This window comes from Streptomyces sp. CoH27, assembly GCF_020181035.1.
GTDB classification, from domain to species: Bacteria; Actinomycetota; Actinomycetes; order Streptomycetales; family Streptomycetaceae; genus Streptomyces; species Streptomyces camelliae.
In genome coordinates this window covers 85,738-98,590 of record NZ_JAIQYY010000027.1, presented here as the reverse complement: position 1 = coordinate 98,590, position 12,853 = coordinate 85,738, and the positions used below count along the sequence as shown (strand labels likewise).

11 protein-coding genes are annotated in these 12,853 nt (G+C 72.6%); 10 read left to right on the top strand and 1 reads right to left on the bottom strand.

Going from position 1 to position 12,853, the window contains the following annotated elements; all coding sequences use genetic code 11:
* Positions 1 to 228: 228 nt before the first annotated feature.
* Positions 229 to 2,394, top strand: coding sequence for a primosomal protein N' (locus LE548_RS36145; RefSeq protein WP_225101263.1), 2,166 nt, complete (start codon positions 229 to 231; stop codon positions 2,392 to 2,394).
* Between the two features lie 161 nt (positions 2,395 to 2,555).
* On the opposite strand, the gene LE548_RS36140 is transcribed toward LE548_RS36145, so the two are convergent.
* On the bottom strand, positions 2,556 to 3,107 hold the full coding sequence (locus tag LE548_RS36140; protein ID WP_225101262.1) for a hypothetical protein: 552 nt from the start codon (positions 3,105 to 3,107) through the stop codon (positions 2,556 to 2,558).
* 225 nt (positions 3,108 to 3,332) lie between these two features.
* Here LE548_RS36140 and fmt point away from each other — a divergent pair, with 225 nt between their 5' ends.
* The 9 genes from fmt to LE548_RS36095 all read left to right on the top strand — a co-directional run.
* Entirely contained in the window at positions 3,333 to 4,265 is a 933-nt protein-coding gene (gene fmt / locus LE548_RS36135; protein WP_225101261.1) for a methionyl-tRNA formyltransferase, read from the top strand.
* A gap of 121 nt (positions 4,266 to 4,386) precedes the next feature.
* Positions 4,387 to 5,814, top strand: coding sequence for an RsmB/NOP family class I SAM-dependent RNA methyltransferase (locus tag LE548_RS36130; protein ID WP_225101260.1), 1,428 nt, complete (start codon positions 4,387 to 4,389; stop codon positions 5,812 to 5,814).
* A gap of 265 nt (positions 5,815 to 6,079) precedes the next feature.
* Positions 6,080 to 6,766, top strand: coding sequence for a ribulose-phosphate 3-epimerase (gene rpe, locus LE548_RS36125; protein WP_225101259.1), 687 nt, complete (start codon positions 6,080 to 6,082; stop codon positions 6,764 to 6,766).
* A gap of 90 nt (positions 6,767 to 6,856) precedes the next feature.
* Positions 6,857 to 7,900 carry a sugar-binding transcriptional regulator gene (locus LE548_RS36120; RefSeq protein ID WP_225101258.1) on the top strand — a complete coding sequence of 348 codons (1,044 nt, stop codon included), beginning with the start codon at positions 6,857 to 6,859 and terminating at the stop codon, positions 7,898 to 7,900.
* 290 nt (positions 7,901 to 8,190) lie between these two features.
* The gene (locus LE548_RS36115) at positions 8,191 to 8,646 is read left to right on the top strand and encodes a ribonuclease domain-containing protein (RefSeq protein ID WP_225101257.1); all 456 of its coding nucleotides are present in this window, start codon (positions 8,191 to 8,193) and stop codon (positions 8,644 to 8,646) included.
* Complete coding sequence (locus LE548_RS36110) at positions 8,643 to 8,972, top strand: barstar family protein (protein WP_225101256.1); 330 nt, start codon at positions 8,643 to 8,645, stop codon at positions 8,970 to 8,972. The genes LE548_RS36115 and LE548_RS36110 overlap by 4 nt, the downstream gene beginning before the upstream one ends.
* A gap of 132 nt (positions 8,973 to 9,104) precedes the next feature.
* Entirely contained in the window at positions 9,105 to 10,547 is a 1,443-nt protein-coding gene (locus LE548_RS36105) for a GuaB1 family IMP dehydrogenase-related protein (RefSeq protein ID WP_225101255.1), read from the top strand.
* Between the two features lie 353 nt (positions 10,548 to 10,900).
* Positions 10,901 to 12,388, top strand: a complete 1,488-nt coding sequence (locus LE548_RS36100; protein ID WP_225101254.1) for an amino acid permease — start codon at positions 10,901 to 10,903, stop codon at positions 12,386 to 12,388.
* 31 nt (positions 12,389 to 12,419) lie between these two features.
* Positions 12,420 to 12,853 (top strand): Lrp/AsnC family transcriptional regulator (locus LE548_RS36095; protein WP_225101253.1); only part of this gene is annotated, 434 nt, incomplete at its 3' end.

The following is a 12,853-nucleotide window of genomic DNA, read 5'->3' as shown; positions in this document are numbered from 1 at the left end:
CGATCTACTCCCAGACGGCGGCCTACGGCCACTTCGGCCGCGAGCTGCCCGACTTCACCTGGGAGCGCACCGACCGCGTGGACGCTCTCCGCAAGGCCGCGGGCCTGTAAGCCCGCACCCCTTCGCTCGCCGAGGCCCGGCTTCCCTTCGGGAGCCGGGCCTCGGCGTGCCCGAGGTGCTTCGAGGCGGCGGGGGCCGTTGTCAGTGGGGTTTGGTAAGAATGCAAGCGTGAGCAGCGAGAACGAGCCGCCCCGAGGGGGCGGGGAAGGCGGGGCCGAGGGTGCGCCGCCGGAGCAGCTCGCGCTCATCCGGGAGAGCGTGCGCAAGGCGAAGACGCCCCGTGCCAAACCGCGCACCTGGCGGGGGGCCTCGCTCGCCAAGGAGCTCCCCGTGGCCCGGGTGCTGGTCGACAAGGGCGTGCTGCACCTCGACCGGTACTTCGACTACGCGGTGCCCGAGGAGCTGGACGCACAGGCGCAGCCCGGCGTGCGGGTGCGGGTGCGGTTCGGGGCCGGCCGGCACCGGGTGCGTGAGGGGCGCCGCGAGGGCGGCGGACTCATCGACGGGTTCCTGATCGAGCGCCGGGCGGAGTCCGACTACTCCGGCCCGCTCGCGGCGCTCGCCCAGGTCGTGTCCCCCGAGCCCGTCCTGAGCGAGGAGCTGCTGGGGTTCACCCGGGCCGTCGCCGACCGGTACGCCGGGAGCCTCGCCGATGTGCTCCAGCTGGCCGTGCCGCCGCGCAGCGCCGCCGCGGAGAAGCGCCCGTCGCCCGCCCCACTGCCGCCGCCCGGAGCACCCGACACCGGTTCCTGGGCGCGCTACGAGCACGGGGGCGCCTTCCTTGACGCCCTGGCCGCCGGCGGAGCGCCCAGGGCCGTCTGGAACGCGCTGCCGGGCCCGCTGTGGAGCGAGGAGCTGGCCAGGGCCGTCGCCGCCACGCTCGCCTCCGGACGCGGTGCCCTCGTCGTCGTACCGGACGGGCGAGCCGCCGCACGGGTCGACGCCGCGCTCACCGCGCTGCTCGGCCCCGGCCGGCACGCGCTGCTCACCGCCGACGCCGGGCCCGAGAAGCGGTACGCGCAGTGGCTCGCGGTGCGGCGCGGATCCGTTCGGGCCGTCGTCGGGACCCGGGCCGCCATGTTCGCGCCCGTGCGGGATCTCGGTCTCGTCGCGGTCTGGGACGACGGCGACGACAGCCTCGGCGAACAGCACGCCCCGCAGCCGCACGCGCGCGATGTACTGCTGCTGCGCGCCGCGCTGGACAAGTGCGCCTTCCTGCTCGGCGGATTCAGCTGCACCGTGGAGGCCGCCCAGCTCGTGGAGAGCGGCTGGGCCCGCCCGCTGGTCGCCGGCCGCGAGCAGGTGCGCCGGGCCGCGCCCCTGGTCAGGACCGTCGGCGACGACGACCTCGCGCGCGACGAGGCCGCCCGCGCCGCCCGGCTGCCGACCCTCGCCTGGCAGGCGGCCCGCGAGGGGCTGCGGCACGGCCCGGTGCTGGTGCAGGTCCCCCGCCGTGGCTACGTGCCCCGGATGGCCTGCGACCGGTGCCGGGCGCCCGCGCGGTGCCGGCGCTGCTCCGGCCCGCTCCAGGGGCAGGACGCGGAGGTGCTGCGGTGCGGCTGGTGCGGGCGTGAGGAGAGCGCCTGGCACTGCCCGGAGTGCGGCGGTTTCCGGCTGCGCGCCCAGGTGGTCGGCGCCCGGCGTACGGCCGAGGAGCTGGGGCGCGCCTTTCCCGCCGTGCCGGTGCGGACCTCGGGGCGCGAACAGGTGCTGGACACCGTGCCGGGCACGCCCGCGCTGGTCGTGAGCACACCGGGCGCCGAACCCGTCGCCGAGGGCGGCTATGCGGCGGCCCTGCTGCTGGACGGCTGGGCCATGCTCGTACGACCCGACCTGCGGGCCGGTGAGGATGCGCTGCGCCGGTGGATCGCGGCGGCCGCGCTGGTCCGGCCGCAGAGCGAGGGGGGCACGGTGGTCGTGGTGGCCGAGCCGACCCTGCGCCCGGTGCAGGCGCTGGTGCGCTGGGATCCCGTCGGGCACGCGGTGCGGGAACTGGCCGAGCGGGCCGAGCTGGGTTTCCCGCCGGTGTCCCGGATGGCGGCCGTCACCGGACCGCCCGCGGCCGTCGCGGAGTTTCTCGCTTCGGTCGAACTCCCGCCGGATGCCGAGGTGTTGGGGCCCGTACCGGTGCCGCCCACGCCGCCAGGCCGGCCCCGCAGGCCCGGCGCTCCGCCGCCCGGTGAGCACTGGGAGCGGGCGCTGGTGCGGGTGCCGCCGGGCAGCGGGGCGGCGCTGGCTTCCGCGCTGAAGGCCGCTCAGGCCGCTCGCACGGCACGAGGGAGCGGGAGCGGGGAGTCGGTCCGGGTGCGGATCGATCCGCCGGACATCGGGTGAGATTCTCTCCCCCCCGGCGCACCGCCCGTTTCCGGTCGCCGGTGAAGCCGGGCGACCCATGGGGTTGCTCGCCGTCGGCGGCTGCCCGGCGGGCCGGCGTCCAAGCACGTGACTGCCCTCCCGGATGGCCGGAAGGGCAGGGTGGAGGCGGCGGCCGTTGCTCAGCCGTTGCGCGGGCTGGGGAAGGCCGTCGGACGGGGCTCGTCTCGGTCGCGCAGGGCCGGGCTGCCGGCGGTCGGCTGCGTGGGCATCGAACGCGCCGCGGGGACCGTCGGGACCGTGGGCAGGGTGGTGTTCACATTGAGCGTGCGCGTACCGGACGACTCCGGCGTCCGCTCGGCCTCGGCGGCGGCCGCCTGGGCCGCGGCACGGCGGGCGCCGTAACGGCGGTGCACCGCCTGCTTGGTGACTCCGAGCGCCGAGCCCACCGCGTCCCACGAGAAGCCGAGTGAGCGGTCGAAGTCCACGGCGGCCGTGACCAGGGTTTCGACACTGTCGCGGAGTTCCTGCGCGAGGCGGACCGTCGGGGCGGGGGCACGTCCGTAGACGACGAAGCCCGTGGACGGGCCGGAGCGGCGCGGGCGGTAGACATTGCCCAGCTGGGCGGTGAGCGTGCGCAGCGCGTCCACCTGGCGGCGGACCCGCTCGATGTCCCGCACCAGCAAGTGCAGGCTGGCCCGGGCCTGGGCGTCGTGGGTTGCGTGGTCGGCCATGAACAAGCCTCTCGAACCGGCGTTGAAAGGAATTGGGCCGCGAAAGCGGCCCGATGTGGTCAACTCTTTCTTGACCAACGCGTGTGCGCTCCGCTGGTCACGGGGTGGGGGCGTACGGGCATATGCGTACGCCGTCCGTCCGCCCACGCACCACCCGTTCCCGGGTGTGGTCATAGACTGGTGCGCTGCCCGTTCAACCCCCGCCCGAGAGGCCCGATCCCGCCCATGAAGCTTGTCTTCGCCGGTACCCCCGAGGTCGCTGTTCCCGCTCTGGACGCCCTGATCGCCTCCGGGCGGCATGAGGTGGCCGCCGTCGTCACGCGGCCCGACGCGCCGGCCGGGCGTGGGCGCAGGCTGGTCGCGTCGCCCGTGGCCGAGCGGGCGGAGGAGGCCGGGATCGAGGTGCTGAAGCCCCTCAAGCCGCGCGACCCGGAGTTCCTGGAGCGGCTGAAGGAGATCGGCCCGGACTGCTGCCCAGTCGTGGCCTACGGCGCGCTGCTGCCCAGGGTCGCCCTCGACATCCCGACGCACGGCTGGGTCAACCTGCACTTCTCGCTGCTGCCCGCCTGGCGCGGGGCCGCCCCGGTGCAGCACGCCATCATGGCGGGCGACCAGATCACGGGCGCCTCCACCTTCCTCATCGAGGAGGGGCTCGACTCCGGGCCGGTCTACGGCACCGTCACCGAGGAGGTCCGGGCGACCGACACCAGCGGCGATCTGCTCACGCGGCTCGCCTTCGCCGGCGCCGGGCTGCTCGCCGCGACCATGGACGGCATCGAGGACGGCACCCTGAAGGCCGTCCCGCAGCCGGCCGAGGGCGTCACCGTCGCGCCGAAGATCACCGTCGAGGACGCCCAGGTGAACTGGGCCGCGCCCGCACTGCGCGTCGACCGGGTCGTGCGCGGCTGCACCCCGGCGCCCGGCGCCTGGACCTCCTTCCGCGGCGAGCGGCTCAAGCTGATCCAGGTCACGCCCGTGCCCGAGCGGACCGACCTCACGCCGGGACAGATGGCGGTCGGCAAGAACAGCGTGCACGTGGGTACCGGTTCGTACGCCGTCGAGCTGCTCTGGGTGCAGGCCCAGGGCAAGAAGCCGATGCGGGCGGCCGACTGGGCCCGCGGGGTGCGCATCGCCGAGCACGAGACCCTCGGCAGCTGACGGTCGCCCCCGCCGTTCCCGGAGACCCCGGCGTACCTCCCGGCCCACCTGACGGTGGACCCCGGCGTGTGCGACGTACGCTGGGACTCGCACCTCTTTCCCTTTCCGGAGCACCTTTTTCGTGACTGAGCAGTCCCGGCGGCCCCGTAAGCCCGCCAAGCCCTACCGCCGTCCTCAGAAGGACCCCGTCCGCATCCTGGCCTTCGAGGCGCTGCGCGCGGTCGACGAGCGGGACGCGTACGCCAACCTCGTGCTGCCCCCGCTGCTGCGCAAGGCCCGCGAGAAGGAGGGACCGGAAAAATTCGACGCGCGGGACGCCGCCCTCGCCACCGAGCTGGTGTACGGCACGCTGCGCCGGCAGGGCACGTACGACGCGGTGATCGCCGCCTGTGTCGACCGGCCGTTGCGCGAGGTCGACCCGCCGGTGCTGGACGTGCTCAGCCTCGGTGTGCACCAGCTGCTCGGGACCCGGATCCCGACCCACGCGGCCGTGTCGGCCTCCGTCGAGCTGGCCCGGGTGGTGCTGGGCGACGGGCGGGCCAAGTTCGTCAACGCCGTGCTGCGGAAGGTGGCCCAGGACGACCTCGACGGGTGGCTGGCGAAGGTCGCGCCGCCCTACGACGAGGACCCGGAGGACCACCTCGCCGTCGTGCACTCCCATCCCCGCTGGGTCGTCTCCGCGCTCTGGGACTCCCTCGGCGGCGGGCGCGCCGGGATCGAGGATCTGCTGGAGGCCGACAACGAGCGGCCCGAGGTGACGCTGGTCGCGCGGCCGGGGCGGGCCACTGTCGAGGAGCTGCTGCGCGAGGAGGCAGCCGTGCCCGGGCGCTGGTCGCCGTACGCCGTACGGCTCGCGGAGGGCGGCGAGCCCGGTGCGGTCGAGGCCGTGCGCGAGGGGCGGGCCGGGGTGCAGGACGAGGGCAGCCAGCTGGTCGCCCTCGCGCTCGCCAACGCGCCCGTCGAGGGGTCCGACGCGTTGTGGCTCGACGGATGCGCCGGGCCCGGCGGCAAGGCCGCGCTGCTGGCCGCCCTCGCCACCGAGCGCGGAGCCACACTGCTCGCCGCCGAGAAGCAGCCGCACCGGGCCGGGCTGGTCGCCAAGGCGCTGGCCGGCAATCCGGGGCCGTACCAGGTGATCGCCGCCGACGGCACCCGGCCGCCGTGGCGGCCCGGCACCTTCGACCGCGTGCTGATGGACGTGCCCTGCACCGGGCTCGGCGCACTGCGCAGGCGGCCCGAGGCCCGCTGGCGGCGGCGCCCGGAGGACCTGGAGAACTTCGCGCCGCTCCAGCGCGCCCTGCTGCGCACCGCGCTCGACTCGGTGCGCGTCGGCGGAATCGTCGGGTACGCCACCTGCTCGCCGCACCTCGCCGAGACCCGGGCGGTCGTCTCCGACATGCTCAAGCACCACCCGGACACCGAGCTGGTCGACGCGCGCCCGCTGCTGCCCGGGGTGCCGGCGCTGGGTGAGGGTCCGGACATCCAACTGTGGCCCCATCTGCACGGGACGGATGCGATGTATCTGGCCCTGATCCGCAGAACTGGCTGAAGCACCGTTGGGGGGGGGCAGCGCCCCGAAAGGGGCGCGGGGCTGTATCGACATGCGGCTCCGCCGCGATGGGGGTCCCCCGGATTCGAGCGAAGCCGAGAACGTGGGGGAGCGACCAGCCCCCACCGGCCCGCGGCGCGGCTGTCCACGTACGTCCAGCTGCGCCAGTACATGGAGCGACCAGCCCCCACCGGCCCGCGGTCCAAGTACGACCGCGACCACCCCAGAATCGGCTCACCCCGGCAGGGCATGGCAGGCTTGGGTCATGGCCGTGCAGATCAACCCCAGCATCCTGTCCGCCGACTTCGCGCGTCTCGCGGAGGAGGCCAAGGCGGTCCAGGGCGCCGACTGGCTCCACGTCGACGTCATGGACAACCACTTCGTCCCCAACCTCACGCTCGGCGTGCCGGTCGTGGAGTCCCTGGCCCGTGCGACGGACACCCCGCTGGACTGTCATCTGATGATCGAGGATCCCGACCGCTGGGCTCCTCAGTACGTCGAGGCGGGCGCCTCCTCCGTCACCTTCCATGTGGAGGCCGCGGCCGCACCCGTGCGGCTCGCCCGGGAGATCCGCGCGAAGGGCGCCCGTGCCTCGATGGCGCTCAAGCCGGCGACGCCGATCGAGCCGTTCGAGGATCTGCTGCCGGAACTCGACATGCTGCTGATCATGACGGTCGAGCCCGGCTTCGGCGGCCAGGCCTTCCTCGACATCATGCTGCCCAAGATCCGCCGCACCCGGGAGCTGATCGGCAAGCACGGCCTGCAGCTGTGGCTCCAGGTGGACGGCGGTGTCTCGGCGTCGACGATCGAGCGGTGCGCGGACGCGGGAGCGGACGTCTTCGTGGCCGGCTCGGCGGTCTACGGGGCCGAGGACCCGGCGGAGGCGGTGCGTGCCCTGCGCGCCCAGGCGGAGGCCGTCACGGCCAAGGCGTCCTGGGCATGCGACCACTGAGCCACAGATACGTGAACGGTTAAGTGAACGGCGCCCATCAGGGCAGATCAGTCGCCCCGAATCTGCAAGGATGAACGGCGAATCCAGAGTGTGAACAGCAGTGAGGAGAGCGCCGTGTCGGGTATGTCGGCGGGCCGGTCAGCCATGCGGATGGGACCCGCTGAGCTGGTTCAGGCGGCGGCCATGGCCCGCCGCTTCTACCTTGAGGGCAAGTCCAAGATCCAGATCGCCGAGGAGTTCGGTGTCAGCCGCTTCAAGGTGGCCCGGGTCCTGGAGACGGCCCTCGAACGGGATCTCGTACGCATCGAGATCCGCGTGCCGGCCGAGCTGGACGCCGAGCGCTCCGACGCGCTCCGCGCTCGCTACGGCCTGAGGCACGCCGTCGTGGTCGAGTCCCCGGCCGAGGCCGAGGAGACCCCCGACCCCGAGAACCTCGGCGAGGTCGCCGCCGACCTGCTCGGCGAGCTCGTCAACGAGGGAGACGTGCTGGGACTGGCCTGGGGCCGGTCCACCATCCACATGGCGGCGGCGCTCGACCGGCTGCCGCCGTGCACGGTGGTGCAGCTGACGGGCGTGTACGACGCCGGGACCGCCGAGCGTGGATCGGTGGAGGCCGTTCGCCGCGCGGCCCAGGTGTCGGGCGGGGACGCGCACCCCATCTACGCGCCGATGCTGCTGCCGGACGCGGCCACCGCGGCGGCGCTGCGCAACCAGACGGGGATCGCCCGTGCCTTCGAGTACTTCGACAAGGTCACGGTCGCCTGTGTCTCCATCGGCTCCTGGGAGCCGGGCATCTCGACGGTGCACGACATGCTCAGTGACGAGGAGCGGGCGCACTACGCCTCGCTCGGTGTCGCCGCGGAGATGTCGGCGCACCTCTTCGACGCCGAGGGGCGCCGGATCGGCCGGGACCTGGGGGAGCGGTGCATCACGGTCAAGGCCGATCAGCTGCGCCGTATCCCGGAGGTCGTGGCGATCGCGGGCGGGCAGCGCAAGGCGGCCGCGATCGACGCGGTGCTGCGGTCCGGGCTGGTCACCAGCCTGGTCACGGACACCTCGGCCGCGGACTACCTGATGACGGCGGGTCCGACCCCGAAGCCGGCCCTGAGCCGGGCGGACCCGGACGGCCTCTGACCGGTAGCGTGCGGCTCCGGCCGCGCCCGGCCGGCTCACGGCCGTTCGCGACGCGTCCTGACCGGCGCCGACGGGTGTCAGCGGGTCCCAGGGTTTCCGGCGGGCCGTGCCCGGTTCCGCCCCCGGCTCCGGCTCGGCTCCGCGTGGCCGCAGCAGGTCCGGGCGGCCCTGGCCGGTCCTGGCGGGCCTTGTCCGGCTCGGCGGACCCAGGTGATCTCGGTGGGCCGCGGTGGCTGCCGGTCGCGGGTCGTGGGTTCGTGAGGGCGGGCGGTCGTGGCAGCATCGGCGGCATGTCGCTGCGGTTCGTTCCCCCATCCGCCCGGCGGTCGGTGCCCCGGCTGTTCGCGGGGTTGCTGGTCGTCCTTGCCGTCCTGCTGACGGGATGCTCGTCGCACACGAGCACCGGCACCGGCAAGAGTGCCGGTCTCGCCTCGCGTGCCACTGCTTCCACCCCGGCCTGGGCCAGGGGCATGGGCACTGTCGAGGCGTCCGCGCTGCCTGCCGAGGCCCGGCAGACCCTCGCCCTCATCGACCAGGGCGGCCCCTTTCCCTATGCCCGCGACGGGGTCGTCTTCGGGAACCACGAGGGGCATCTGCCGGCGCACCAGCGCGGTTACTACCACGAGTACACCGTCAAGACGCCCGGCTCGCGCGATCGTGGCGCCCGGCGCATCATCACCGGCGAGGCCGGGGAGATCTACTACACGGATGATCACTACAACTCGTTCCGGGCGGTGCTGAGATGAGCGAAGACCTGGCGGGCCACCATATGGTCACGCTGGACCTCCACGGCGTGACCGACAAGGCCGGCCTCATGGACCGGATCGCTCGCGCCCTGGCACTGCCCGACTGGTTCGGCCGCAACTGGGACGCGCTGGCGGACTCCCTCTCCGATCACACCGTCTGGCCCGAGGGGTCCGTCGAGCAGGGACTGCTGATCGTCGTATGCGGCTGGCAGCCGTACGCCGAGGCACAGCCGAAGGAGTGGCGGATCGCGCAGGACGTGTTCACCGAAGCGGTGGACCGGACACCCTCGCTCACCGTGGCCCTCGCCCTTGGAGGAACCTCCTAGCTGATCGGCGGGGACCCTGGATGTTCTGTCGGGGCATGACAGAGCCCCCGACATGGGACAATGAAGTACGTGCTCTTTCCCCCCGGCACACCTGTCGGGGGGTCACCTCTGATCGACTGGGATGTGCAGCACGTGCGTTTCCTCAATGACATCCAGCCCGCGTACGACCTGACGTACGACGACGTGTTCATGGTGCCGAGCCGCTCCGCGGTCGGCTCGCGTCAGGGCGTGGACCTCAGCTCGCCGGACGGCACGGGCACCACCATCCCGCTCGTCGTCGCCAACATGACCGCCATCGCCGGCCGCCGCATGGCCGAGACCGTCGCCCGCCGCGGTGGCCTGGTGGTCATCCCGCAGGACATCCCGATCGACGTCGTCACCGACGTCGTCTCCTGGGTGAAGAGCCGCCACCTGGTGCTCGACACGCCCATCGTGCTGGCCCCGCACCAGACCGTCGCCGACGCGCTGGCACTGCTGCCCAAGCGCGCCCACAACGCCGGTGTGGTCGTCGACGAGGACCAGCGGCCGATCGGTGTCGTCACCGACGCCGACCTCTCCGGTGTCGACCGCTTCACCCAGCTCGAAGTGGTCATGTCGAAGGACCTGCTGCTCCTCGACGCGGACATCGACCCCCGCGAGGCCTTCAACACCCTGGACCAGCACAACCGGCGCTACGCCCCCGCCGTCGACAAGGACGGCAGGCTGGCCGGCATCCTGACCCGCAAGGGCGCCCTGCGCGCCACGCTCTACACCCCGGCCGTGGACGCGAACGGCAAGCTGCGCATCGCCGCGGCCGTCGGCATCAACGGCGACGTCGCGGGCAAGGCCAAGCAGCTGCTCGACGCCGGCGTGGACACCCTCGTCATCGACACCGCGCACGGCCACCAGGAGTCCATGATCACCGCGATCAAGGTGGTGCGCGCGCTCGACCCGCACGTGCCGATCGCCGCGGGCAACATCGTCTCCGCCGAGGGCGTCAAGGACCTGATCGACGCCGGCGCGGACATCGTCAAGGTCGGTGTCGGCCCCGGCGCCATGTGCACCACGCGCATGATGACCGGCGTGGGCCGGCCGCAGTTCTCCGCGGTCCTGGAGTGCGCCGCCGAGGCGAGGAAATACGGCAAGCACGTGTGGGCCGACGGCGGTGTCCGGCACCCGCGCGACGTGGCCATGGCCCTCGCGGCCGGCGCGTCCAACGTGATGGTCGGCTCCTGGTTCGCCGGCACCTACGAGTCCCCGGGCGACCTCCAGCACGACGCGAACGGCCGCGCCTACAAGGAGTCGTTCGGCATGGCCTCCGCGCGCGCGGTGCGCAACCGCACGTCGGAGGAGTCGGCGTACGACCGCGCCCGCAAGGCGCTGTTCGAGGAGGGCATCTCCACCTCCCGCATGTTCCTCGACCCGGCCCGTCCGGGCGTCGAGGACCTGATCGACTCGATCATCGCGGGCGTCCGCTCCTCCTGCACCTACGCCGGCGCCGGGTCCCTGGAGGAGTTCGCCGAGAAGGCCATCGTCGGCATCCAGAGCGCCGCCGGCTACGCCGAGGGCAAGCCGCTGCACGCCAGCTGGACCTGACCGGCGAGGCGTTTTTCCGCGTTCCGCGACGGCCCCCGTCCCTCCCACGCCAGGGAGGGGCGGGGGCCGTCGGCGTATCCGGAGGCCGCGTACTCACTTGTGGGCACAACGGTGCATATGAGGTCGCTGTGCAATGGTTCACAGCACGTGCGCAACGATTTGGCGATCCGGTCCGATGAACGCAATGATCGTACGGGGATGTGCAAGGTTGCTGCATTACGTCCGTGAAGGCCCGCCTCATAGGGTGCTCGTCTGTACGTGGCGTGGCGGGGACCCCGCTCGGTGGGTTCCTGCCCGCGCAGGGCTGCCCTCGTTCCCCGCCCGCAAGACCGGCAGCGATAAGGAGCCAGCGCGTGCTCGACCAAGGCGCACCCCCGCACGACCGCACAGCGACCACCCCCGCGTCCCCGGGTCTCGCCGCACGCCTGATGCGGCGCAAGCCCGTGGAACGCCTGGTCGCGGAGGGCGGTCAGGGTGAGGGAGGCTCGCTGCGGCGCTCCCTCGGGCTGTGGCAGCTGACCATGATCAGCATCGGTGCCACGCTCGGCACCGGCATCTTCGTCGTCCTCGGCGAGGCCGTCCCCAAGGCGGGTCCGGCCGTCACCCTCGCCTTCGTGATCGCCGGTCTCACCGCGCTGTTCTCGGCCCTGTCCTACGCCGAGCTGGCGGGCACCATCCCGGTCTCCGGCTCCTCGTACTCGTACGCATACGCAACGATGGGCGAGCTGATCGCCTGGATCTGCGGCTGGTGTCTGCTGCTGGAGTACGGCGTCTCGGTGGCCGCCGTGGCCGTCGGCTGGGGCCAGTACCTGAACGAGCTGCTGGACGGCACCATAGGCGTCACCATCCCGGACGCCCTGTCGGCCCCGCCCGGCCAGGGCGGCATCTTCAACCTGCCCGCCCTGATCGTCGTCCTCCTCGGCATGGTGTTCCTGCTCGGCGGCGCCAAGGAGTCCGCGCGGGCCAACACCATCATGGTGAGCGTGAAGATCGCCGCGCTGATCCTCTTCTGCGCCATCGGCTTCATGGGCTTCAAGTCGGGCAACTACGCGAACTTCATGCCGCTCGGCATGGGGGGTGTCAGCGCGGCCGGCGCGACGCTGTTCTTCTCCTACATCGGCTTCGACGCGGCCTCCACCGCCGGTGAGGAGGCGAAGGACGCCCAGCGTGATCTGCCGCGCGCGATCATGCTGTCCCTGGTCATCGTGACCGCGCTGTACGTCCTTGTCGCGGCCGTCGCCGTGGGTGCCTGGCCGTGGAAGAAGTTCCAGGACTCCGAGGCCGCGCTCGCCCAGATCATGACGGACGTCACCGGACAGAGCTTCTGGGGCACGCTGCTCGCGTTCTGCGCGGTCATCGCCATCGCCAGCGTCGTACTGACCGTGCTCTACGGTCAGACCCGGATCCTGTTCGCGATGTCCCGGGACGGCCTGGTGCCCAAGGTGTTCGCCAAGGTCCACCCGAAGACCGGTGCCCCGCGGGCCAACACGATCATCGTGTCCGTGTTCTGCGGTGTCCTCGCCGCCGCGATCCCGCTGGGCCAGCTGGCCGACGCCACCAGCATCGGCACGCTCTTCGCCTTCGCGCTGGTCAACGTCGCCGTCGTGGTGCTGCGCCGGACCCGCCCGGCGATGCACCGCACCTTCCGCGTGCCCCTGTCGCCGGTGCTTCCCGCGCTGGGCTTCCTCTTCTGCGTGTGGATGATGGGCAGCCTGTCCATGGTCACCTGGATCGTGTTCGGTGTCTGGATGGCCGTCGGGCTCGTGTTCTACTTCGTATACGGCTATCGCCGTTCCCGTCTCGCGACCGGTGAGGCCCTCGCGGTGACGGCTCAGCAGTAAGCGACCGAATCGAAGAAGTGAACCACCCCCTGTGCTGAACGATCTCGACGAACGCATCGTGCACGCCCTCGCCGAGGACGCCCGCCGCTCCTACGCGGACATCGGGCAACTGGTCGGACTGTCCGCGCCCGCGGTGAAGCGGCGCGTGGACCGGCTGCGCGCCACTGGAGCGATCACCGGATTCACCGTCCGGGTGGATCCGGCGGCACTCGGCTGGGAGACCGAGGGATACATCGAGATCTACTGCCGGCGCAACACCTCGCCGGAGACCATTCAGCGGGGGCTGGAGCGGTACCAGGAGGTCGTGGCCGCGTCCACCGTCACCGGGGACGCGGACGCGATCGCCCAGGTCTTCGCGTCCGACATGCGGCACTTCGAGCGGGTCCTCGAACGGATCGCCGGGGAGCCGTTCGTGGAGCGGACCAAGTCGGTGCTGGTGCTGTCCCCGTTGCTGCGGCGCTTTTC

What these genes read in the sequence shown, in the direction of transcription:
- LE548_RS36140 (WP_225101262.1), bottom strand. Translation starts at nt 3,107, where the DNA reads ATGGCCGACCACGCAACCCACGACGCCCAGGCCCGGGCCAGCCTGCAC.
- fmt (WP_225101261.1), top strand. Translation starts at nt 3,333, where the DNA reads ATGAAGCTTGTCTTCGCCGGTACCCCCGAGGTCGCTGTTCCCGCTCTG.
- rpe (WP_225101259.1), top strand. Translation starts at nt 6,080, where the DNA reads ATGGCCGTGCAGATCAACCCCAGCATCCTGTCCGCCGACTTCGCGCGT.
- LE548_RS36115 (WP_225101257.1), top strand. Translation starts at nt 8,191, where the DNA reads ATGTCGCTGCGGTTCGTTCCCCCATCCGCCCGGCGGTCGGTGCCCCGG.
- LE548_RS36110 (WP_225101256.1), top strand. Translation starts at nt 8,643, where the DNA reads ATGAGCGAAGACCTGGCGGGCCACCATATGGTCACGCTGGACCTCCAC.